Origin of the sequence: Citrobacter europaeus, assembly GCF_037482245.1 — a bacterium.
Taxonomy (GTDB): domain Bacteria; phylum Pseudomonadota; class Gammaproteobacteria; order Enterobacterales; family Enterobacteriaceae; genus Citrobacter; species Citrobacter europaeus.
Map to the genome: position 1 here is coordinate 2,751,216 of NZ_CP148084.1, position 21,504 is coordinate 2,772,719.

Here is a 21,504-nt window from a genome sequence, read left to right on the forward strand (position 1 = left end):
AATCCTTTACTTGTCGTGTTGCCAGAAAGCCGATAAGCACGGCCACGTCAGAAATTCGGTTGCAGGAAGCTGCAAGCCTGCTCCATTCAGCCCTGTACCGATGCCGACAGAAAGCATGCCGCAGGCGTTGATTGCATCAATTCCCGCTTGTGCATCTTCTATGCCAATACACTGCTGCGGGTCAACGCCAAGGCCCGAACATGCGGCCAGGAATATTTCGGGATCTGGTTTCGAGCGGGAAATCAGCGCCGCATCTGCACAGAAATCAAAATAAGAGCTAAGATCAAGCGCTTGTAAAATCGCAGGGGCATTGAGCGACACAGAGGCCAGCCCCACCGGAATTCGCTCTTCCCGCAGCGTCATCAGCAGCCCACGTATTCCCGGCAATACTGAGTTCACCGTCAACTGGCGCAAAGAATGGACATACAGTCTGTTTTTTCTCTCGGCCAATTGTACGCAGGCCTCAGCAGAAAACGCTCCCGCCTTCCCACCATGGCGCAAAATACGCTGTAGTGATTCGCTGCGACTAATCCCTTTCAGGCTGTCATTAAATGCTTCGTCAATCGCAACCCCGATTTCAGCGGCTACCTGCCGCCAGGCGAGAAAATGCAGATGCGCAGTGTCGGTAATCACGCCATCTAAATCAAAAATGATGGCCTGTGGTTTGAGTATCATTCATCGCCCCTTTTTTTGGTAGCGGTCCCATGGCTGGGCGAAATAATGGCGTCATTACTGATTACGGCCTCCCCCTGCACGGAGATTTTTTCGCCATTAACCCAAAGGAAAATTTGCTCAGCACTGCGAATACGGATTTCGGCAGCGTTGATAGTTATCTGCATAGCGGAACCCTGCCAGCGCAGCGGAAAAGACAGCATTTGCCAGTGAGCAGGTAATGCAGGCGCAAGATGTAACTCTCCGTGGCGAACGTTCACACCAGCAAATCCCTGAATTGCGCCCAGCCAGATGGCCCCCGTCGCCGCGGCATGAATTCCGTCATCACAACTATGTGGATCATCCCCAAGATCGATAAGCGATCCTTCGCGCCAGAACCGATACCCCTGAGCCGAATCACCGCAACGCGCAGCCACAATCCCATGGATCGCCTTACTCAAAGACGAGTCGTGTATTGTGCGCGGCTCGTAGAAACGCAGGTTAGCCAGACAGGTTTGCGGGCTAAATTGCTCCGGCAACATGTAAGTCAGCATCACTACATCGGCCTGTTTGAGAATTTGCATCTCATTGACTTCTGCACGGGAGTAATCGAGCAAAACGGTCTGCTTGCCCGCTTTGGCTTTGTACTGCGACAGATCGATAACCGGTTTGTTCAGGAAGGTATCATCCTGAGGAAGCACGCCATCGGGCTGAACTTCCGGTCGCCAGAGATGCTGTAAAAAATGCTCTGCGCGATGAATAAACGTGTCATCGCCGCAGCCCAACCGACGGGCAAAACCCAGCGCCTGCTCTACGTTGTGCCAGGCCATGTAGTTGGTGAACGCATTGTTGTTCACGTGCTCAGTGTATTCATCCGGGCCAATCACATCGTGGATCTCTAAACGACCGTTGACCATGACCGCTCTGCTTATCCAGAACTTTGCCGTTTCCAGCAGCAGCGTTATACCTTCACGGGACATAAAGTTCATATCCCCGGTGGCATGCCAGTAATTGATTACCGCCCAGGCAACATCCGCCACGAGGTGATGTTCAGCCTGCGCGGAGGCCACTTTTTGCCGCAGCCCGGTACGGATGTTGATCGCCGCGAATTCAGGCGTTTCCTCATCACCGCTGCGAGCGCTTTCCCACGGGAAAAGCGCGCCCTGCCAACCGTTACGGCGGGCTTTCTCACGCGCGCCCGGCAAATTATGCCAGCGATAACGCAGTAGACTTCTCGCGGTTTTCGGTTCGGTAAACAGGTGAAACGGTAACAAAAAGACTTCAGTATCCCAGAAGATGTGCCCTTTATACCCTTCGCCCGTCAGACCTTTGGCCGCAATACTGCTGCGCTCATCGTGGTCTGGGGTCATCACACGCAGATGATAGAGCGCATAGTCCAGCGCCCGCTGATCGCTGATATCCGTGCTGGTAACCTGAACGCGACGAGTTTGCCACCAGGCTTGCCAGTTGGCGCTCGACTCAGCCAGCAGTGCGTCATATCCCTGCTGGGCGCATGATTCCAGGTTACGCAGTGACTGGCGTCCCCAGGTCTCCAGCGACAGGTTGCGTTCGCTCGCCCAGTCTACCCAGCTCATTTTCGTCAGCGTGACGCGCTGCCCGGCTTGCGCATGCACGCTGTTGTGTTGTAACAACCGGCGCTCTTTCGCGGTGAAACAACGCTGCGCCGCGCCATCTACATCACAATATGTCGTGATAGCGATGTCATTACGATTGTCCTGGGTGGTGTAAATCCCTTGCATAAGATGCTGGCCAAAGACCCGGACCTGCGTTTCGTCCAGATGCTGGCGACCATGATTAGTGATCGTGGCATCAATACCGGTCGAGATACCAATGTTGGCATCGGCATCCAGTGGTGTTACGACAACTTCCATAGCAAACAGCGGCAGTTTATGTGCCGAGACAAATCGCCTGCTCTCAATGGCAAAACGCGCCCCGTCAGACGCACGCCAGGTAAGCGTACGGCGTAATTCTCCGCTGGCAAAATCCAGTTCACGATGCCAGCTTTCAATAACGCCGCTGTTGAGTGTGAAAATCTCGCCATTGAGTGAAATCTCGACGCCCACCACATCAGGCAGATTAACCAGTTCATTAATTTCGCCTTTCCCTGCCCGGTGATACAGTCCTGCAAGGTACATGCCGCGAGTTTGTAAGGTGTAGGCTTCCTCGTGGCTGGCGCGAATGCCCATATAACCGTTGCCGGTCGTCATGAGTGACGCATATTTATTCAGGCTGTGTGGGCAAAAAGCCGGTTCAGTTAGCATTACTGGCTTCGTCATAAGTCTACGTAGGTCCCTGTTTCAGCCGATTGATACAGTGCGGCAACCAATTGTTGAATAACGACGCCTTGTTCTGCGTCAGCAATAGTGACAGGCTCACCCTGGACATGATTCACGAAAGCGTCCATGCTGCGATAATGACGGTTGTCATCAGCCATTTCGCGCGCAAGCAGCACGTCAAGCGCACCATCGCGGTCGGTGTAGACCTGGGCCGGGAATAACGTTGCCCCCGCCAAATCGCCGCAGAAATTAACGTTCATAATCGATTGTTCCGGGATATTCAGCGCGAAAGAGGTTTCCAGGCGCAGGATACCGCCGTTATGAAATTCAATCGTGCCGAACAGGGAATCCTCCACGGTATACGTCGCGGGATCCCATTTCCCAAACTGGCCGCTGTTTTTACGCGTGCCAATGCGTTGATAGCTGTGCGCGTTAACGCGCTTTACCGCCGGGAACCCCAACACATACATGGCGGCATCCAGCATATGAATACCAAGATCAATTAACGGCCCGCCGCCCTGCAGTTCTTTGTTGGTAAAAACCCCCCAGCCGGGCACGCCGCAGCGGCGCAAAGCACGGACATTGGTGACATAAATTTCACCCAGCACACCGGCCATCACCTGCTCACGAAGCAGTTGCGTATCCAGTGCGAAACGATGATGAAAATCATAAGCCAGTACTTTTCCCATCCGACGCGCCGTTTGACACATTTCCAGCGCCTCGTCTGGCGTCATCGCCGGAGGTTTCTCGCACATCACATGGCACCCAGCGTTCAATGCCAACATGGTGTGTTCATAATGAAAACGATTGGGCGAGCAAATACTGACGATATCTGGCTTAGCCTCACGTAACATCGTTTGAGGATCGTCCCAAACCTGCGGATTACCGTATTTTTCTGCAAACAGCCGCGCCTGTGACAGGCGGCTGTCGCAGACAGCCACCAGTTCCAGATCGTTACGGGTGCAGTAGTACGAAGCATGAACTTTATCCGCCACCTGCCCGGCGCCGATAATGGCGACGCGTAGCGGAGAGCTTGTCAGTGCACTTTTCACGGAAATCCTCTTAGCAGGTACGCAGCCAGGCCAGTGACTGACGGTACGCTTCCGGCAGATTCTCTGCCCGCACGCGCCCTTCGTACACGACGTAACCCTGATAATTATCTTCACGCAACTGGTCAAACAGCGCAGCGAAATCCAGCGTACCGCTCCCCGGCTGATAACGATGATTATCCGCAATATGGACGTGACCCAGCAGATCGCGGTTGTCGTGCAGCGCCTGTGCCATATCGTCTTCTTCAATATTCATATGGTAAAAATCACCAATGATTTGCACATGCTTCAGGTTGTTTTCCACGATATATCGACGGGCATCCGCCAGGGTGTTGATCATATGATCCTGATAGCGATTGAGCGGCTCCAGATACACCACCGTCCCCGTACGCTCGGCAACTTTATCAAGATAAATCAATGAATCACTGACGGCTTTACGATCGCCTTCCAGGCTACGTGGGGACGTCATCGGCGGTAAGCGGAAGGTAAACATGCCCCATGCCGCGGGTACAATGATGCCTTGCCCACCGACTTCGGCCAGCGCTTCGAGAATGCGGGTAATCTGCTGTAAACCGTTCAAACGACGCTCTTCGATAAAATCACCGATCCAGCCGTCATATCCGCCGCAGGCGGTCGTGACGGGCAGCCCCGTTTCTTTGATTGCCGCTTTTACTTCTGCAAGATTATTGACCAGCAATTTGCCGTCAATTTCAAAACCATCAAACCCCATTTCTTTGATATAACGGAATTTTTCAAGAATGTTTTCCGGGAAAAAAGCCTGGTTCTGTGTTCCGATTTTCATTTTCTGCATTCCTTAATTAAAACGTCACGCCCATTTTGATGCTCTTTTCCGGATGTCGGTCCACATACTGCATATAGCTTTCCGGGCTGCTGGCAAAAGTTACTACCGGGTCAATAAGTTCTTCACAGTTCAGATAACCGTTCATCAACAGCTCCCAGCAGGTCTCCTCAATACGCTTGCGGCTCCAGCGCGGATAATCTGGATTTGGTTCACTGCAGGCGCGGGAGAAGACAATTTTGGCGTTGTTGAAGTGCGCTTCACGCCCAAGGTTGAACCCTTCTGCAAAAGGTTTCGCGAAAGCGACATAGGAGATGGTTCCACCATAGGCCAGACCGCGTAGCGCCGATTGCAACGCATCCGCATAGCCGCTGGTTTCGATGATCACATCCGCGCCCTGCTTGCCGGTCAGCTTCTTAATTTCCATTCCCACATCGGTGCCCAGAGGATTCAGACAGAAATCCGCGCCGTGGCGACGTGCGATATCGCAGCGATGAGCAATCGGATCCACGCCAATAACCACCGAGGCTCCCGCTTTCTTAGCTAACTGGACGGCAATCTGACCAATCGCACCTAAACCCACGATGACTACGAAGTCGCCGACACGCACATTGGCGTCGCGCACCCCGCTCATGGCAAATTGTGCCGGGTCATAGCAAACGGCATTTTTCCACGAACTGCCTTCCGGCATTTTGCGCAATTTATAGTTGTTCACCGCATTAAAAATAACCGTTTCAGCCAGAGGACCGTAGCCGCAAACTGAATCGCCAACGGCGTATTCGGTCACATCGCTGCCACACTCAACAACATCGCCTACCACCATGTTGCCAAGCTGGAATTTGCCGAATTCAATCCCGCGCGGCGCCCCTTCCGGACGCGGCATGAACATTTGCCATTCGCTGTTAAAATCTTCGTCAATAAACGGGCTGGCCGCGCGAAAATCGACGACTTCCGTGCCATGTTTCGGCGCACCAAAGCGAACGCGAACTTTAACTTCATTGGCGGATACCGCTCTGTCTTCATATTCCACCAACGCCGCAACGCGCGGTTCTGTGGCAACTAACTTCTTCATTTACAACTCCTTAATTAAACTGGCCGCTTAGCCTTTCACGCCGCCTGCGGTCAAACCACTTTTAATAAAACGTTCGGAAAGCGCATACATAATGACAACCGGCAATGCAGTGACTAACGATGCAGCCATCATGCGTCCCCAGATATAGTCAGGCGTACTGAACAGCGCGTTCAGACCGACCGGTAAGGTAAAATTGCTGGCGCTGGAAAGGAAAATCGAGGCAAACAGATAGTCATTCCACGCCACCATAAAGCAGTACACAAAGACCGAAACCAGCCCAGACATCGCCAAAGGCACGGTAATGCGAAAGATGATCTGCAGACGATTCAACCCATCCATCATCGCGGCTTCTTCTATCTCATCCGGAATAGTGTCGAAGTAACTTTTCAGCATGAACACCGCGGTCGGCAGCGTCTGGGTGACCATGGTGATAATCAACGCCATTTCGGTGTCATAAATACCGAGCGCCGTGATGATTTTGAAAAGCGGCACCACCAGCAGGATCCCTGAAAACATGTACACCGTATAAAAGCTGGCATTGATGGTCATTCGTCCCTTAAAACGCAGGCGGGAAAGCGCATATGCCCCGAGCACGCCCAGAAATACCGCCACCACCGATGACGTGACCGATACCACCAGGCTATTACGGAAGTAGTCAACAAACGGGAAAATCATCGGGTTGAAGATGTCGATGTAATGTTCCAGCGTCCATTGCTGCGGTAACAGCGTCGGATGCAGCGAGATCGCCTCTTTTGCGCTTTTGAATGAGGTCATCAGCATCACAAAAAATGGAAATAGCGTGATGCCCAGAAAGACAATTAATCCACAGTAAAAGCCAATGCGGCCAAGCGTGCGCTTATTTGTTGCCATTGAGGTTCACCCGTTTTCTGGTCAGCAAGATTACAGCGAAAATGATGACGAAGAGGACGACAGAGATCGCGGCCGCTTTGCCTAAGTCATTAAATGCAAACGCCGTTTTATAGAGATAGACCCCGAGAATATCGACTTTAGTGGTCAATAGATAAACATCGGCGAACATGTAGAACATCCAGATCGTACGTAGCGTGACCACGGTCGCCAGCACGGGCATAATCGCCGGCAGCGTGACGATACGAAACCGTTGCCAGGCATTCGCGCCGTCCATTTCTGCCGCCTCATACAACGATTTATCAATAGTCTGTAAAATCGCCAGAAACGAGATAAAGGCGTATGGGAAATAGCGCCAGATGGCGAACAGCACGACCAGCGCGAAGCTGCTGCCGGGATTGTCGAACCACAGCGGCGCCTGATCGTAGAGATGCAACAGATCCACGCCGAGGTAGTTCACAATGCCGTAGCCGTTGTTGAACATGTATTTCCAGGCAAACACCAGCGAAATTGATGGCGTTACGTAAGAGAGGATGACCAGTGAGCGCGCCGTTTTCCGCAGACGAAACTCACGGTTAAAAAACATCGCTACTCCCAGCCCCAGTACCGTGCTCCCTGCCACAACCAGCGCGGTATACCAGACCGTCATCCATAGCGAATGCCAGAATCCAGGATCGGATAAGATCCGGATATAGTTGCTCAGCCCGACAAACGTAGACTCAATTTGCGGATTAAGCGGCAGACGCATAAAGCTGATTTCGATATTAGATATCATCGGCCACGCCACTAAACCGCCCAATAACAGTAAGCTGGGCGCCAGCAGGAGCATGGCAAATGGCATATCAGATCGACCTGAAAAGAACTTATTCATCACGGCTTTCCATTTCCCCATTAGCGCTGTTCAACGAGGTCATCCAGTTTTGTCTGGCTGGCCTTGATAGTCGATGAAAGGTCAGCTTTCCCTACCGTGACGTTGTGCACCATGGTACTCACAACACCCGATCCGGTTACGTCGCCCATGCGGGTAAAGTTCTTATCACCTACAGCGCCAAAGACCTGAATATTCGGCAGTTCGGCAATCAGTTGATCGGGTAATTCACCCAGCGCTTTGATAACGGCGTTATCTTTCCACGTCGGCGTATTCACCACCGCTTTGTTGACCGGCAGCGCAGCCCCTGGCGACATCATGACCCAATCCGCAATGTTGTCGGCCTGCTCCATGAAGGTGACAAATTTCTCTGCTGCTTCTGTCTCTTCGGTTTTTTGACCAGCAGTAATGGTTAGCGACGTCAGCATGCCGTAAACCGCGGAATTTTTTTCCGTCGGTACCATAAAGCCAACATTTTTAGGATCGCCCTCTTTGATCACCGCCGGGAGGATATAGGTGGAATAAATCGCCATTGGCGCCGTGCCGTTCATGAAAGCGTCTTTGACTTCCATGATGTCGTTAGAGCCCGGCATGGTGTTCATGGCAAGTTGGCGGTAATACTGCAGCGCCTGCGCCATCTCAGGTGTGTCGAGCGTAATCTTTCCCTGCGCATCAAAAACGTTGGCCTGGTTAGAGAGCGCGAACTGAGAGAATGACTGTTCGGTCAAAACGCTTTCTGCCGTGGGCAGCGCAATACCGTATTTCTTACTGCCAGGATTGTTGAGCTTCTGGGCCACGTTCAGCAATTGCTGCCAGTCTTTTGGTTCTTCCAGTCCAGCTTTTGCCAGCACATCTTTGCGATACCAGATCCCACCAATCCAGGCGCTGACCGGAACCCCGGTCCATGCACTACCATCTTCAGTGCGCACAATACGCAGGACGCCATCATAAAAAGTCCCTTCACCGACGCCGTTGATGACCTGCGCCACCGCTTTACGATCGATAAGGGATTCTTTATCCATAACTTTCGCGTAGTCATGGCTGGTTTCAATGACTTCAGGCAGTGAACCGCTGCGCGCCAGGGTAATGACCTTGGTGTTGTAAGCATCTTCTTCCACAGGAACCTGTTTGACGCTGATGCCCGGATTTTCTTTTTCAAAACGCTCAATCAGTTTTGCAATAACTGCTTGCCGCTCCTGCTCGACAGAAGAGTGCATAAATTCAATCGCGACAGAGGATTTTTTATCATCCTTACACCCAGAAACCAGGGCGCAGGAAACCAGTGCTGAAATCAGCACAATTTTAGCTTTAAGCATGAAATGTTCCTTTTTATTACTTAACCCACATGACCTGCCAGGCGTACAACGTTAATTCTTTACCTGAAATAGTTTCACCGCTAATCAAATCAAATCCATTTTCAATATCAATGCAAATGGTTTGCGTATGACCGCTGACATTAAATAGCCCAGTAATTTCCTCGCCTGTTTCCGCCGTACGTTTAATTTGCATGACAGCTGGTGTAACATTGCAAATTTGAAAATTACTATCAGGGTGGAATGCTTTATTATTACGACGTATTACAATGAGTCGGGATAACTCATGATAAATAGCGTTACGCAAACTGGTTTCATCTGCCAGCTCCGTTTCTATTTGTCTTATCTGATATTTTTTGCGGTTGATCGCACGGTTATAACCTAACGTCTCAACACCTTTATAGTCATTGCGTGATCCAAGGATGCTTTGAATGTAAACCGCCGGCACACCAGGAAAACTCAGCAAAATGGCATGTGCGAGAATAAAGCGAGAAAACCGCTCAGCATCGCTACAATTTCCTGGCGTTAGCGCATCCATATATGTCACGTTAATTTCATACGGACTGCGAGTACCATCAGGATTATTTTTCCAGTTAACCAGCGCGCCTTCCTGTTGTAATTCTGTCACCAGACGCATGATCTCGTCTTCAGGCAACAAACCGCGCAATGGATTGAGACCAATACCGTCATGCGATGCGAGAAAATTAAACCAGGTGGTCTCGCCAGACGGCAGTTCCAGTGATTGCGCCCACTGGCACAATGTCGACGTGTCCTGGCGTTGTACCGCATGCAGCACCAGCGGCGGCAGCGAGAACTGGTACACCATATGCGCTTCATCACGGCCATTACCATAGTAAGACACGTTATCCTTATGTGGGACGTTCGTTTCGGTAATAATCGCTGTGCCAGGCGCCGCACAGTCAGCAATAGCACGGAATAGTTTGATAAGCTGATGCGTTTTTTCCAGATGAATACAGCTCGTTCCTGGCTCTTTCCACATAAAGCCAACTGCATCCAGGCGGACATAATCTGCGCCCTGCTCAAGATAGCTCAATAGCACATCGACCATCGCCAGTAGTACTACCGGGTTGGCATAATTGAGATCGACCTGGTCGTCGCTGAACGTCGTCCATAAATGGCGTACGGTGTTATCTTTTAGCGTAAACGGCGTCAGTAACGGTAATGCGCGTGGACGTGTGACGTTGCTCAGGTCCGTATCAGGATCCATTGCAATAAAGAAATTTTCATAACCGTCAAGCTGTTGTAAATAATTATTAAACCACTCGCTTTTAGCTGACATATGGTTACAAACAAAATCAAACATCAGTCGACTGGATTCACCTAATTCCTTAATATCATTCCAGTCACCCGTTTCTTCGGCAACCTGATGGTAATTAATCACGGAAAACCCATCATCCGATGACCACGGATAAAACGGCAGCAGATGCACATGAGAAAATGTCGTCTTAAGCCATTCATTATAAAATTGATTAAATGTAGGCAGCGGTTTTTTACCAGCCCCGTGGAATTGATCGGCGTAGGTAATAAGAACGACATCGCCCTCATCCCAATGCGCTTTACGGATCTTTTTAATTAATCCCTGTGACTTCTCTAAACGTGCAAGCAGCGTTTCATAGTGGCATGAAGTAAATGTATCACCATAAACTTCTGTCAGACATTTTTGGATTTTTTGGTTCACCTTCAATTCTCGTGGTAGCGGTCCCATGAATCAAGAGACTACTCTGCGGAAAATAAGCTGTCAATCAGCTGAGGTGGTCTGGAGGGGGGTAAAAAAAGAATTTTGGCAGCCAAAAAATCGTATTTGTGAGCTGCCGCAAATTAACTGATGGAATGTTGATTAATTGTTGCTTGCTTTTGCTGATTCAGATATCAGGTTTGATTATCAGAATAGCGTTTCGACAATTTTGCTGCAGCCCGACTCAACACCGGCTCCAGAACCAACGCCAGCAGCATTTTTAGCGGGCGTCGGGCGACGGATTTCACCGCCCACCCTGCTACCCCTGCCGGGCCGTAACGAAGCGCCGTCAAAAGCACCAGCTTACCTGCTATTTTAAAGCCCGGCTTAACCCTTTGCCCGGCACGTTGCCAGCGATTGTTCATGTCTAACCTCACAATTGGCGGAAACGACTACGTAATGAAAAAGTATCAGACGTCACATAACGTTCCATTTCACGCAAACGCTTTTCACCTGCTGCCAGTTCGCGATCGACAGCATCCAACAGCTCGCCGCTAGATGGCTGTTGCTCGCCACAGACCACATTGTCCGGCATCGGGTCTAACACAAACGTCAGCACGATGTAGGCGACGAAGGTGAAAAAGGCCAGGCCAAAAAAGACTGACAACACCACCAGGATCCGTACCAGCTTCACAGGTACATCGAGATAATGCGCAATACCTGCGCAAACCCCCTTCACAATGCCCTGCTGCGGAATACGCCACAGTTTTTTGTTCAGGTTAACGCCTCCCATTAGCGGTCCCTCCAGTTTGGATGTTCAGCATCAAGGATGTCTTCCAGCGCCTGAATGCGCTCGCGCATCCGCTGTGCGTCATCGTTGAGTTCGACCAGACGTTGCTGTTCACTTTGCGACAGTTCGCCACGACTGGAACGGTTGCTGTAATGCAGCCAGAGCCAAATCGGTAAAACGAACAACACAAAGATGGTTAACGGGATAGCCAGAAATAGCGCGCTCATGAGTACTCCTTACAGGTGATGAGCGGCGGCGCGTTCGGGCGCCGCCAGATGTTATTATTGCTTGTCTTGCTGCATTTTGGCTTTAAGTTGCGCCAGCTGCTCGCTGATTTCATCATCTGCTTTCAGGTCAGCAAATTGCTGATCCAGAGACTTTTGTTTACCGAAGTTATGGCTTTCAGCCTCAGCTTCCATATGATCGATACGACGCTCGAAAGATTCAAAGCGCGCCATCGCTTCATCCAGTTTACCGCTGTCCAGTTGACGACGGACATCACGCGAAGAACTCGCTGCCTGATGACGCAGCATCAGCGCCTGCTGACGAGCCCGGGTTTCACTGAGTTTATTTTCCAGCTCACCAATCTCTTTTTTCATACGCGCCAGCGTATCGTCAACCAGCGTCACCTCATGCTCCAGAGAAGCAATCAGGTCAGTCAGTTTCTGTTTTTCGATTAACGCAGAACGCGCCAAATCTTCTTTCTCTTTACGCAGCGCCAGCTCGGCTTTTTCTTGCCACTCTGCCTGTTGCGCGCTGGCCTGTTCAATACGGCGAGATAATTGTTTCTTTTCTGCCAGAGCGCGTGCGGAATTTGAACGCACCTCAACCAGCGTATCTTCCATTTCCTGGATCATTAACCGCACCAGCTTCTGCGGATCTTCAGCCTTTTCCAGCAACGCATTAATGTTGGCGTTCACGATGTCGGCAAAACGAGAAAAAATACCCATAATGTAATCCTCACTTACTGTTCTGATATCGGGCTATGCCCTGCTGATTTCGTAATGCACTTGGCGTGCCAACTTTTTATCCCATTGATTTTAATAATTATATCTAATTTTACCTGTCGAGATAATTAGGGTAAATTGGTGAATAACACTAACAAATGGTGAATTTCATCATGGCAGAATACAAAGATAATCTTCTGGGTGAAGCAAACAGCTTTATTGAAGTGCTGGAGCAGGTTTCTCATCTGGCGCCACTGGATAAACCTGTGCTGGTTATCGGTGAGCGAGGTACAGGGAAAGAGCTTATTGCCAACCGCCTGCACTACCTTTCTACGCGTTGGCAAGGTCCGTTTATTTCACTTAACTGCGCGGCGCTCAACGAGAACTTACTCGATTCCGAACTGTTTGGTCACGAAGCGGGTGCCTTTACCGGCGCGCAAAAACGCCACCCTGGACGTTTCGAGCGCGCCGATGGCGGCACGCTGTTTCTTGACGAGCTGGCGACTGCCCCCATGCTGGTGCAGGAAAAACTGTTGCGCGTCATTGAGTATGGCGAGCTGGAGCGCGTTGGCGGCAGCCAGCCGTTGCAGGTTAACGTACGCCTGGTTTGTGCGACCAATGCCGACCTGCCACGTATGGTCAGCGAAGGCACTTTCCGCGCAGACCTGCTGGATCGTCTGGCCTTTGACGTGGTGCAACTTCCCCCGTTACGCGAGCGTCAAAGCGACATCATGTTAATGGCCGAACACTTTGCCATTCAGATGTGTCGCGAGATCGGGTTACCGCTGTTCCCGGGGTTTACCGCCGAGGCCAGGGAGACCCTCCTCCACTACCGTTGGCCGGGCAATATTCGTGAACTAAAAAACGTCGTGGAGCGTTCCGTATACCGGCACGGTACCAGCGATTACCCGCTGGATGAGATAATCATCGACCCCTTCCGTCGCCACGTTGCGCAGCCGCAGGTAGAGGAAACAACGCTGGCATCTGCAGCATTACCGCTGGATTTGCGTGAATTCCAGCAGCAACAAGAGAAAGACTTTTTACAAACCAGCTTGCAGCAAGCGAAATTTAATCAGAAAAAGGCCGCTGAACTACTGGGTCTGACTTACCATCAGCTTCGTGCCTTGCTGAAGAAACACCAGATTTAGGACACTTTCGCCGACGTTATACTGGAGGATTTGACGCATAGCGTTAAAACAGATTACCATGATGAAATCACTGTATAAAAAAACAGGTATATCATTATGACTCTGGCATTAGTTAGCGAAAAAATTGACAGAAACCGCTTCACCGGGGAAAAAGTTGAAAACAGTACTTTTTTTAACTGTGATTTTTCAGGGGCCGATCTTAGCGGCACTGAATTTATCGGCTGTCAGTTTTATGATCGCGAAAGCCAGAAAGGGTGTAATTTTAGTCGCGCAATGCTGAAAGATGCCATTTTTAAAAGTTGCGATTTATCCATGGCGGATTTTCGCAACGCCAGTGCTCTGGGAATTGAAATTCGCCACTGCCGCGCGCAGGGTTCAGATTTTCGCGGCGCGAGTTTTATGAACATGATCACCACGCGGACCTGGTTTTGCAGCGCATACATCACGAATACCAATCTAAGCTACGCCAACTTTTCGAAGGTTGTCCTGGAAAAGTGCGAGCTGTGGGAAAACCGCTGGATGGGAACTCAGGTAGCGGGTGCAACGTTCAGTGGATCAGATCTCTCGGGCGGTGAATTTTCAGCGTTCGACTGGCGGGCCGCAAATTTCACGCACTGTGATTTGACCAATTCAGAACTGGGTGATTTAGATATTCGGGGTGTAGATTTACAAGGCGTCAAATTGGATAGCTATCAGGCAGCGTTGCTGATGGAGCGGCTTGGCATCGCGGTGGTTGGTTAGCATTCTCGGAGCGGTAAGTACCGCTCCCACCCTTATACAATAGTGTCCGTCTTTGCCTTAAAAGTCACTTTCGACGTACAGAGCATAAACGTTAGAGGGTTCCGGTCCCCCCATCAGAACACCAGACCTGACCAGACGTATAGCTGTTCTCCTGAGCGGCCAGGGTGACATAAAGCGGCGCGATTTCCACCGGTTGTCCAGGACGTCCCAGCGGCGCATTTGCCCCAAATTTCTCCACCTTTTCCTGCGGTTGACCGCCACAACACTGCAGCACCGTCCAGTATGGACCCGGCGCGACGGCATTAACACGGATCCCTTTCGGGGCCAGCTGTTTCGCCAGCGATTTAGTAAATGCCACGATAGCTGCTTTAGTCTGAGCATAATCAAGCAAGATTTCACTTGGCTCATAAGCCTGTACCGAGGAGGTATTAATTATCACGCTGTCTGGTGAAAGATGGGGGATGGCCGCTTTGGTGATCCAAAACATAGCGTAGACATTGGTCTTAAATGTTGCGTCGAAATCTTCTGTGGTGAGTTCCTCAATTGACTCACAAAATTGCTGACGACCCGCATTATTGACGAGGATATCCAACCCTCCCAGTCCTTTAACCGCCTGTGTTACCAAATGACCGCAAAAAGCCTCATCACGAATATCTCCGGGGATGGCCAAAACATTTCTGCCTGCTTTATTTATCAGGTCGACCACTTCACACGCATCGTCTTCTTCTTCAGGTAAATAGTTGATCGCAACATCAGCGCCTTCACGAGCATAGGCAATAGCAACAGCACGACCAATCCCTGAATCCCCACCGGTAATTAATACCTTGCGCCCATTCAGGCGACCGCTTCCCTGATAGCTGTCTTCTCCATGGTCGGGACGCGGTTGCATTTTCCCCGCGAGCCCTGGAAAGGGCTGCTGCTGCTGTTGAAAAGGCGGCGCCGGAAAACGCGCAGAATTGGTTTTATTGATGGTCTTTTTTTCCTTGTTTAAGCCAGCCATGCAATTACCTCTCTTTATTTATCACAAAGACTAATAAGCGTAGACCAAAATGAATGGCATGACCGATATTCCCCAGCAGTACTTAATTTTCTCGGAATATTCCCCTCCCTACTTCCCCCTACCGTTACGCTTATATCCCCACCAACGTTAGACTTAATTTGAACAATATCATTTGAGACTTATCCAGTTCGCAGTATTAATAAATAGCAACCACAATTTACATCTCACCCCAGGCAAAAGGGAGAACGTATGAAATTATCCATAACGCCATTATTATGTTGTTTTTTATTGTCGCCAGCGCTTGCTGATGATAACGGCGGGTTGAAAAATGATACAGCTCCACCGCCAGCCCACGCTCTGGATGAAGGTTATCGTGGGACCGAAGATGCAAGAATCATGACTGTCGAACAGGCCAAAACGATGCATGACGGTGCGACCATTTCTCTACGAGGTAATCTCATCGAGGATCAAGGCGGAGACAAATTTATCTTTCGTGATAAAACCGGCAGTATCCAGACTTTAATTCCACACGCGGTTTTCGATGGCCGAACGGTTAAACCCGATCACATGATCAGTATTAACGGTAGCCTCGATGCGAAAATGCAACCACCAGTGGTTCGCGTAAATAAGATACAGAAGTAACGCAATAACCGGGAAGGAAGCCACTCTTCCCGGTCGATTTTCTTTATTCCTACGATTTTGCTAATGCTCACTTCTGCCCGTCATGGTCATTTCCTCCCCTCTTTTCCCTCACGTTTTTCTGTCTGCCAGCGAATCACGCGTTTAAGCGAGTCAGATGGGTCATGAAAATGCTAAGATAGTTAACAGAGTAGATTCAAAGTGGATAGCGGGTATGAATGTTGAACATGTCGCGATGTTGAATTCGCGGTTATCACCCTTGCTGCCCCCAAACACAAACGGTAATGGCAAATGTCATTAAGTATTAGTAAGATAGCCTCTTTATTTATAATCCTTTAAAATTATGCGCCTGGTTTTATCATCTCTGATCGTGATGGCTGGATTTCTGAGTGGTCAGGCTGCTGCCGCGCCTGAACAGGCTTCGCACGCCGATATTCGTGACAGCGGCTTTGTCTATTGCGTCAGCGGGCAGGTCAATACGTTCAATCCGCAAAAAGCGAGCAGCGGCCTCATCGTCGACACGCTGGCGGCCCAATTGTATGACCGACTGCTTGATGTCGACCCGTACACCTATCGACTGGTGCCTGAGCTGGCCGAAAGCTGGGAGGTGCTGGATAACGGCGCAACCTACCGCTTCCACCTGCGTCGTGACGTCCAGTTTCAGAAGACTGCCTGGTTTACCCCCACCCGTAAACTGAATGCGGACGACGTGGTGTTTACCTTCGAGCGCATCTTTGATCGCCAGCATCCGTGGCATAATGTGAACGGCAGTAGTTTCCCCTACTTCGACAGTTTACAGTTCGCCGATAACGTCCAAAGCGTACGCAAGCTGGACAATAACACCGTTGAATTTCGCTTAACCCAGCCCGATGCCTCCTTTATGTGGCACCTTGCCACGCACTATGCTTCGGTGATGTCAGCGGAATATGCGGCTAACCTTGCAAAACAGGATCGCCAGGAACTGCTCGACAGACAACCCGTCGGCACGGGCCCATACCAGCTTTCGGAGAATCGCGCCGGCCAATATATTCGACTGCAGCGTCATGAAAAATTCTGGCGTGGTACTCCGCTGATGCCGCAGGTGGTTGTGGACCTTGGCTCCGGCGGCACCGGACGCTTATCGAAACTCCTGACCGGCGAGTGCGACGTTCTGGCCTGGCCTGCCGCCAGCCAGCTCAGCATTTTGCGTGATGACCCGCGCCTGCGTCTGACGCTGCGTCCGGGGATGAACATCGCGTATCTGGCATTCAACACCAATAAACCGCCGCTGGATAACCCTGCCGTGCGGCATGCGCTGGCGCTGGCCATTAATAACCAACGGCTGATGCAGTCCATCTACTACGGGACGGCGGAAACAGCAGCATCTATTTTGCCTCGCGCCTCGTGGGCATATGACAACGAAGCTAAAATTACAGAATACAACCCGGCAAAATCGCGCGAACAGTTAAAAGCGCTGGGGCTGGAGAACCTGACCTTGCAACTTTGGGTTCCCACCAGCTCACAGGCCTGGAACCCAAGTCCGCTGAAAACCGCCGAGCTGATTCAGGCAGATATGGCTCAGGTGGGTGTGAAAGTGAAAATCATTCCGGTAGAAGGTCGATTTCAGGAGGCGCGATTAATGGATATGAACCATGATCTGACGTTATCCGGCTGGGCGACGGACAGTAACGATCCTGACAGTTTTTTCCGACCGTTGCTAAGCTGTGCCGCCATCAACTCGCAAACCAACTTCGCCCACTGGTGTAATCCGGAATTTGACAGCGTTCTGCGCAAAGCCCTCTCGTCGCAGCAGCTCTCATCGCGAATTGATGCCTATGACGAAGCGCAAAATATTCTCGCGAAAGAGTTACCAATCCTGCCGCTGGCCTCTTCACTGCGTCTGCAGGCTTACCGCTACGATATTAAAGGGCTGGTGCTCAGTCCGTTCGGTAATGCCTCTTTTGCCGGGGTTTCCAGGGAAAAGAAAGATGAGGTGAAAAAACCATGATTATCTTCACCTTGCGCCGTTTTTTATTGCTGCTGATCACCCTGTTCTTTCTGACCTTTATTGGATTCAGTCTGAGCTACTTCACACCTCATGCGCCGTTACAGGGCGCATCACTGTGGAACGCCTGGGTATTCTGGTTCAATGGCCTCATCCACTGGGATTTCGGCGTCTCCAGTATTAATGGCCAATTGATTTCAGAACAGTTGAAGGAGGTGTTCCCGGCGACGATGGAACTGTGCATTCTGGCCTTTGGTTTTGCGCTGATGGTCGGGATCCCCGTTGGTATGTTGGCAGGCATCACGCGGAACAAATGGCAGGACCGCTGCATCAGCGCATTAGCGCTAATGGGTTTTTCGATTCCGGTTTTTTGGCTGGCGCTGTTGCTGACATTGCTCTTCTCACTGACCCTCGGCTGGCTTCCCGTGTCGGGCCGTTTTGATCTGCTCTACGAAGTAAAACCCGTTACCGGTTTTGCCATTATTGATGCGTGGATCTCCGACTCGCCCTGGCGCGATGAAATGCTGGTCAGCGCAATCCGGCACATGGTGCTCCCGGTGTTGACGCTTTCCGTCGCCCCTACCACCGAAGTTATTCGCCTGATGCGTATCAGCACCATCGAGGTCTTTGATCAAAACTACATCAAAGCGGCCGCCACGCGTGGTCTGTCACGCTTAACAATTCTGCGCCGTCACGTCCTGCACAACGCCCTCCCGCCGGTGATCCCGCGCCTGGGTTTACAGTTTTCCACCATGCTGACGCTGGCGATGATCACCGAGATGGTCTTTAGCTGGCCTGGCCTTGGCCGTTGGCTGATTAACGCGATTCGCCAGCAGGATTACGCGGCGATTTCGGCGGGCGTTATGGTGATTGGCTCACTGGTTATCATCGTCAACGTCATCTCTGATATTTTGGGTGCTATGGCTAACCCTCTGAAACATAAGGAATGGTATGCCTTACGATAGCGTCTACAGCGAAAAGCGCCCACCGGGTACGCTACGCACCGCATGGCGTAATTTTTACGGCGATGCGACGGCGATGATTGGCCTGTATGGTTGCGCGGGATTAGCGATTCTGTGTGTTTTTGGCGGTTGGTTTGCCCCTTATGGCATCGACCAGCAGTTTCTCGGTTATCAGCTTTTACCGCCGTCATGGTCGCGCTATGGCGAAGTCTCATTTTTCCTCGGAACTGACGATCTGGGGCGTGACGTGTTAAGCCGCCTGCTCAGCGGTGCGGCCCCGACCGTTGGCGGCGCGTTTGTCGTCACCCTCGCCGCTACCCTGTGTGGTCTGTTGCTGGGCGTGGTTGCCGGTGCGACGCACGGTTTGCGCTCCGCGGTACTGAACCACATTCTGGACACTCTGCTCTCGATCCCTTCGCTGCTGCTGGCGATTATTGTGGTGGCCTTTGCGGGGCCGCATCTGACCCACGCGATGTTTGCCGTCTGGCTGGCGCTGCTGCCGCGCATGGTACGCTCCGTCTACAGCATGGTGCATGACGAGCTAGAAAAAGAGTACGTTATTGCCGCTCGTCTGGACGGCGCAACCACACTCAATATTCTGTGGTTCGCCGTTCTGCCCAATATTACCGCCGGGCTTATCACCGAAATTACCCGTGCGCTGTCGATGGCGATTCTGGACATCGCCGCGCTGGGTTTTCTCGACCTTGGCGCACAGTTGCCGTCACCAGAATGGGGAGCCATGCTGGGCGACGCGCTGGAGCTGATTTATGTCGCGCCGTGGACGGTGATGCTGCCAGGTGCAGCGATTATGATAAGCGTGCTGCTGGTTAACCTGCTGGGTGATGGCGTGCGCCGCGCAATTATTGCGGGGGTGGAATAATGCCATTACTGGATATCCGTAACCTGACCATTGAATTCAGGACCGGCGACGAGTGGGTAAAGGCGGTTGACCGCGTCAGCATGACCCTCAATGAAGGTGAAATCCGCGGGTTGGTCGGCGAGTCCGGGTCCGGAAAAAGCCTGATCGCCAAGGCCATTTGCGGCGTTGCTAAAGATAACTGGCGCGTAACCGCAGACCGTATGCGCTTTGATGATATCGATCTGCTGCGCCTTTCAGCTCGTGAACGACGCAAGCTGGTCGGTCATAACGTTTCTATGATCTTTCAGGAACCGCAATCGTGTCTCGACCCCTCCGAGCGCATCGGACGTCAGCTAATGCAAAATATTCCGGCATGGACCTACAAGGGCCGCTGGTGGCAGCGCATTGGCTGGCGCAAACGCCGCGCGATTGAACTCCTGCACCGCGTCGGGATAAAAGATCATAAAGATGCCATGCGCAGCTTCCCGTACGAACTCACCGACGGCGAATGCCAGAAGGTGATGATCGCTATCGCCCTGGCTAATCAGCCACGCTTGCTGATTGCCGACGAACCGACGAACGCGATGGAACCCACCACTCAGGCGCAAATTTTCCGCCTGCTGACCCGGCTAAATCAAAACAGCAACACCACCATTTTGCTGATAAGCCATGACCTGCAAATGCTCAGCCAGTGGGCAGACAAAGTTAACGTGATGTACTGCGGGCAAACGGTGGAAACTGCGCCCAGTAAGGACCTGGTGACGATTCCGCATCATCCTTACACTCAGGCGTTGATTCGCGCCATTCCTGATTTTGGTAGCGCAATGCCGCACAAAAGCCGCCTGAATACCATGCCAGGAGCAATTCCATTGCTGGAACAATTACCTATCGGCTGTCGTCTGGGGCCGCGCTGCCCTTATGCTCAGCGCGAATGTATCGAAACCCCAAGACTGACCGGAGCAAAGAATCATCTCTACGCCTGTCATTTCCCGCTGAATATGGAGAGAGAGTGAGATGGTAGAAACCCTGCTCGAAGTTCGTAATCTGAGCAAAACCTTTCGCTACCGGACGGGCTTATTTCGCCGTCAGACCGTTGAAGCCGTTAAGCCCCTGAGCTTTACCCTGCGCGAGCGTCAGACGCTCGCCGTGATAGGCGAAAATGGTTCTGGTAAGTCTACTCTGGCGAAGATGCTGGCCGGTATGATTGAGCCCACCAGCGGTGAGGTACTGATTGACGATCACCCGTTAAAATATGGCGATTACTCATTCCGTAGTCAGCGTATCAGGATGATTTTCCAGGATCCGTCAACGTCACTTAACCCGCGGCAGCGTATCTCACAGATCCTCGATTTCCCGCTACGTCTTAACACCGACCTCGAGCCGGAACAGCGTCGCAAACAGATCGTCGAGACCATGCGTATGGTCGGTCTGCTGCCTGACCATGTGAGTTATTACCCGCATATGCTGGCCCCGGGACAAAAACAGCGTCTGGGCCTTGCTCGAGCGCTCATTTTACGACCCAAAGTAATTATCGCCGACGAGGCTCTGGCCTCTCTCGACATGTCGATGCGTTCGCAGCTCATCAATCTGATGCTGGAATTGCAGGAAAAACAGGGTATTTCATATATTTATGTGACCCAACACATTGGCATGATGAAGCATATCAGCGATCAGGTATTAGTCATGCACCAGGGGGAAGTAGTTGAACGCGGCAGCACAGCAGATGTTCTGGCCTCGCCGCTGCATGAGCTTACCCGTCGCCTGATTGCAGGCCATTTCGGCGAAGCGCTTACCGCTGACGCGTGGCGTAAAGATCGCTAGC

The 21,504-nt window shown here is 51.5% G+C and carries 22 protein-coding genes; 8 read left to right on the forward strand and 14 right to left on the reverse strand.

The features are described from left to right. Window positions 1-6: 6 nt before the first annotated feature. The 13 genes from pgmB to pspA form a co-directional block, all read right to left on the reverse strand. Window positions 7-675, reverse strand: coding sequence for a beta-phosphoglucomutase (gene pgmB, locus WHR59_RS12950; RefSeq protein WP_338843118.1), 669 nt, complete (start codon window positions 673-675; stop codon window positions 7-9). Then, entirely contained in the window at window positions 672-2,948 is a 2,277-nt protein-coding gene (locus WHR59_RS12955; protein WP_338843119.1) for a glycoside hydrolase family 65 protein, read from the reverse strand. The genes pgmB and WHR59_RS12955 overlap by 4 nt, the downstream gene beginning before the upstream one ends. Beyond that, on the reverse strand, window positions 2,945-4,000 hold the full coding sequence (locus WHR59_RS12960) for a Gfo/Idh/MocA family protein (RefSeq protein WP_043016179.1): 1,056 nt from the start codon (window positions 3,998-4,000) through the stop codon (window positions 2,945-2,947). The genes WHR59_RS12955 and WHR59_RS12960 overlap by 4 nt, the downstream gene beginning before the upstream one ends. Before the next feature lie 10 nt (window positions 4,001-4,010). Next, window positions 4,011-4,799: a sugar phosphate isomerase/epimerase family protein gene (locus tag WHR59_RS12965; RefSeq protein WP_075146237.1), complete on the reverse strand. Its 789-nt coding sequence runs from the start codon at window positions 4,797-4,799 to the stop codon at window positions 4,011-4,013. A 16-nt stretch (window positions 4,800-4,815) separates the two neighbouring features. Beyond that, window positions 4,816-5,868: a zinc-dependent alcohol dehydrogenase gene (locus tag WHR59_RS12970; RefSeq protein ID WP_075146238.1), complete on the reverse strand. Its 1,053-nt coding sequence runs from the start codon at window positions 5,866-5,868 to the stop codon at window positions 4,816-4,818. 27 nt (window positions 5,869-5,895) lie between these two features. Beyond that, complete coding sequence (locus tag WHR59_RS12975; protein WP_003020474.1) at window positions 5,896-6,738, reverse strand: carbohydrate ABC transporter permease; 843 nt, start codon at window positions 6,736-6,738, stop codon at window positions 5,896-5,898. After that, on the reverse strand, window positions 6,725-7,606 hold the full coding sequence (locus WHR59_RS12980) for a carbohydrate ABC transporter permease (protein ID WP_003840754.1): 882 nt from the start codon (window positions 7,604-7,606) through the stop codon (window positions 6,725-6,727). The genes WHR59_RS12975 and WHR59_RS12980 overlap by 14 nt, the downstream gene beginning before the upstream one ends. A gap of 20 nt (window positions 7,607-7,626) precedes the next feature. Next, complete coding sequence (locus tag WHR59_RS12985) at window positions 7,627-8,919, reverse strand: ABC transporter substrate-binding protein (RefSeq protein ID WP_047410938.1); 1,293 nt, start codon at window positions 8,917-8,919, stop codon at window positions 7,627-7,629. A gap of 16 nt (window positions 8,920-8,935) precedes the next feature. Further along, window positions 8,936-10,642 (reverse strand): sugar phosphorylase, encoded by a 1,707-nt coding sequence (locus WHR59_RS12990; RefSeq protein ID WP_051642659.1) that lies wholly within the window; start codon window positions 10,640-10,642, stop codon window positions 8,936-8,938. 164 nt (window positions 10,643-10,806) lie between these two features. Beyond that, window positions 10,807-11,037, reverse strand: a complete 231-nt coding sequence (gene pspD, locus WHR59_RS12995; protein ID WP_043016174.1) for a phage shock protein PspD — start codon at window positions 11,035-11,037, stop codon at window positions 10,807-10,809. A gap of 8 nt (window positions 11,038-11,045) precedes the next feature. Further along, a complete protein-coding gene (gene pspC, locus WHR59_RS13000; protein ID WP_087053389.1) occupies window positions 11,046-11,405 on the reverse strand; it encodes an envelope stress response membrane protein PspC in 360 nt (119 codons plus the stop codon). After that, window positions 11,405-11,629 carry an envelope stress response membrane protein PspB gene (gene pspB, locus WHR59_RS13005; RefSeq protein ID WP_003020509.1) on the reverse strand — a complete coding sequence of 75 codons (225 nt, stop codon included), beginning with the start codon at window positions 11,627-11,629 and terminating at the stop codon, window positions 11,405-11,407. Before pspB ends, pspC begins: the two co-directional genes overlap by 1 nt. A 54-nt stretch (window positions 11,630-11,683) precedes the next feature. Continuing rightward, a complete protein-coding gene (gene pspA, locus WHR59_RS13010) occupies window positions 11,684-12,352 on the reverse strand; it encodes a phage shock protein PspA (RefSeq protein WP_043016172.1) in 669 nt (222 codons plus the stop codon). A gap of 155 nt (window positions 12,353-12,507) precedes the next feature. Here pspA and pspF point away from each other — a divergent pair, with 155 nt between their 5' ends. Both pspF and WHR59_RS13020 read left to right on the forward strand, forming a co-directional pair. Continuing rightward, entirely contained in the window at window positions 12,508-13,497 is a 990-nt protein-coding gene (gene pspF, locus WHR59_RS13015) for a phage shock protein operon transcriptional activator (protein WP_167373448.1), read from the forward strand. Window positions 13,498-13,593: 96 nt separating this feature from the next. Then, window positions 13,594-14,238, forward strand: coding sequence for a QnrB family quinolone resistance pentapeptide repeat protein (locus tag WHR59_RS13020; protein WP_338843123.1), 645 nt, complete (start codon window positions 13,594-13,596; stop codon window positions 14,236-14,238). 91 nt (window positions 14,239-14,329) lie between these two features. Here WHR59_RS13020 and WHR59_RS13025 read toward each other — a convergent pair whose 3' ends face one another. Then, window positions 14,330-15,238: an SDR family oxidoreductase gene (locus WHR59_RS13025; protein WP_043016170.1), complete on the reverse strand. Its 909-nt coding sequence runs from the start codon at window positions 15,236-15,238 to the stop codon at window positions 14,330-14,332. Between the two features lie 249 nt (window positions 15,239-15,487). Between WHR59_RS13025 and WHR59_RS13030 the strand changes: the two genes are divergently transcribed. The 6 genes from WHR59_RS13030 to sapF all read left to right on the forward strand — a co-directional run bounded on the left by WHR59_RS13030 (window position 15,488) and on the right by sapF (window position 21,503). Beyond that, entirely contained in the window at window positions 15,488-15,880 is a 393-nt protein-coding gene (locus tag WHR59_RS13030) for a YdeI family stress tolerance OB fold protein (RefSeq protein WP_043016169.1), read from the forward strand. Window positions 15,881-16,220: 340 nt separating this feature from the next. After that, a complete protein-coding gene (gene sapA / locus WHR59_RS13035; protein WP_047410878.1) occupies window positions 16,221-17,864 on the forward strand; it encodes an ABC transporter substrate-binding protein SapA in 1,644 nt (547 codons plus the stop codon). Next, window positions 17,861-18,826, forward strand: coding sequence for a peptide ABC transporter permease SapB (sapB, locus tag WHR59_RS13040; RefSeq protein ID WP_043016167.1), 966 nt, complete (start codon window positions 17,861-17,863; stop codon window positions 18,824-18,826). Before sapA ends, sapB begins: the two co-directional genes overlap by 4 nt. Next, window positions 18,813-19,703, forward strand: a complete 891-nt coding sequence (sapC, locus tag WHR59_RS13045; RefSeq protein ID WP_043016166.1) for a peptide ABC transporter permease SapC — start codon at window positions 18,813-18,815, stop codon at window positions 19,701-19,703. Before sapB ends, sapC begins: the two co-directional genes overlap by 14 nt. Continuing rightward, window positions 19,703-20,695: a peptide ABC transporter ATP-binding protein SapD gene (gene sapD, locus WHR59_RS13050; protein ID WP_043016165.1), complete on the forward strand. Its 993-nt coding sequence runs from the start codon at window positions 19,703-19,705 to the stop codon at window positions 20,693-20,695. The genes sapC and sapD overlap by 1 nt, the downstream gene beginning before the upstream one ends. 1 nt (window position 20,696) lies before the next feature. After that, complete coding sequence (sapF, locus tag WHR59_RS13055) at window positions 20,697-21,503, forward strand: peptide ABC transporter ATP-binding protein SapF (RefSeq protein WP_043016164.1); 807 nt, start codon at window positions 20,697-20,699, stop codon at window positions 21,501-21,503. The last annotated feature ends 1 nt before the right edge of the window (window position 21,504 follow it).

What these genes read in the sequence shown, in the direction of transcription:
- pspA (WP_043016172.1), bottom strand. Translation starts at nt 12,352, where the DNA reads ATGGGTATTTTTTCTCGTTTTGCCGACATCGTGAACGCCAACATTAAT.
- WHR59_RS12970 (WP_075146238.1), bottom strand. Translation starts at nt 5,868, where the DNA reads ATGAAGAAGTTAGTTGCCACAGAACCGCGCGTTGCGGCGTTGGTGGAA.
- WHR59_RS12955 (WP_338843119.1), bottom strand. Translation starts at nt 2,948, where the DNA reads ATGACGAAGCCAGTAATGCTAACTGAACCGGCTTTTTGCCCACACAGC.
- WHR59_RS13025 (WP_043016170.1), bottom strand. Translation starts at nt 15,238, where the DNA reads ATGGCTGGCTTAAACAAGGAAAAAAAGACCATCAATAAAACCAATTCT.
- sapF (WP_043016164.1), top strand. Translation starts at nt 20,697, where the DNA reads ATGGTAGAAACCCTGCTCGAAGTTCGTAATCTGAGCAAAACCTTTCGC.
- pspC (WP_087053389.1), bottom strand. Translation starts at nt 11,405, where the DNA reads ATGGGAGGCGTTAACCTGAACAAAAAACTGTGGCGTATTCCGCAGCAG.
- sapB (WP_043016167.1), top strand. Translation starts at nt 17,861, where the DNA reads ATGATTATCTTCACCTTGCGCCGTTTTTTATTGCTGCTGATCACCCTG.
- pspD (WP_043016174.1), bottom strand. Translation starts at nt 11,037, where the DNA reads ATGAACAATCGCTGGCAACGTGCCGGGCAAAGGGTTAAGCCGGGCTTT.
- WHR59_RS12990 (WP_051642659.1), bottom strand. Translation starts at nt 10,642, where the DNA reads ATGGGACCGCTACCACGAGAATTGAAGGTGAACCAAAAAATCCAAAAA.
- WHR59_RS13030 (WP_043016169.1), top strand. Translation starts at nt 15,488, where the DNA reads ATGAAATTATCCATAACGCCATTATTATGTTGTTTTTTATTGTCGCCA.
- sapD (WP_043016165.1), top strand. Translation starts at nt 19,703, where the DNA reads ATGCCATTACTGGATATCCGTAACCTGACCATTGAATTCAGGACCGGC.
- pspF (WP_167373448.1), top strand. Translation starts at nt 12,508, where the DNA reads ATGGTGAATTTCATCATGGCAGAATACAAAGATAATCTTCTGGGTGAA.
- WHR59_RS12975 (WP_003020474.1), bottom strand. Translation starts at nt 6,738, where the DNA reads ATGGCAACAAATAAGCGCACGCTTGGCCGCATTGGCTTTTACTGTGGA.
- WHR59_RS13020 (WP_338843123.1), top strand. Translation starts at nt 13,594, where the DNA reads ATGACTCTGGCATTAGTTAGCGAAAAAATTGACAGAAACCGCTTCACC.
- pgmB (WP_338843118.1), bottom strand. Translation starts at nt 675, where the DNA reads ATGATACTCAAACCACAGGCCATCATTTTTGATTTAGATGGCGTGATT.
- pspB (WP_003020509.1), bottom strand. Translation starts at nt 11,629, where the DNA reads ATGAGCGCGCTATTTCTGGCTATCCCGTTAACCATCTTTGTGTTGTTC.
- sapC (WP_043016166.1), top strand. Translation starts at nt 18,813, where the DNA reads ATGCCTTACGATAGCGTCTACAGCGAAAAGCGCCCACCGGGTACGCTA.
- WHR59_RS12980 (WP_003840754.1), bottom strand. Translation starts at nt 7,606, where the DNA reads ATGAATAAGTTCTTTTCAGGTCGATCTGATATGCCATTTGCCATGCTC.
- sapA (WP_047410878.1), top strand. Translation starts at nt 16,221, where the DNA reads ATGCGCCTGGTTTTATCATCTCTGATCGTGATGGCTGGATTTCTGAGT.
- WHR59_RS12965 (WP_075146237.1), bottom strand. Translation starts at nt 4,799, where the DNA reads ATGAAAATCGGAACACAGAACCAGGCTTTTTTCCCGGAAAACATTCTT.
- WHR59_RS12985 (WP_047410938.1), bottom strand. Translation starts at nt 8,919, where the DNA reads ATGCTTAAAGCTAAAATTGTGCTGATTTCAGCACTGGTTTCCTGCGCC.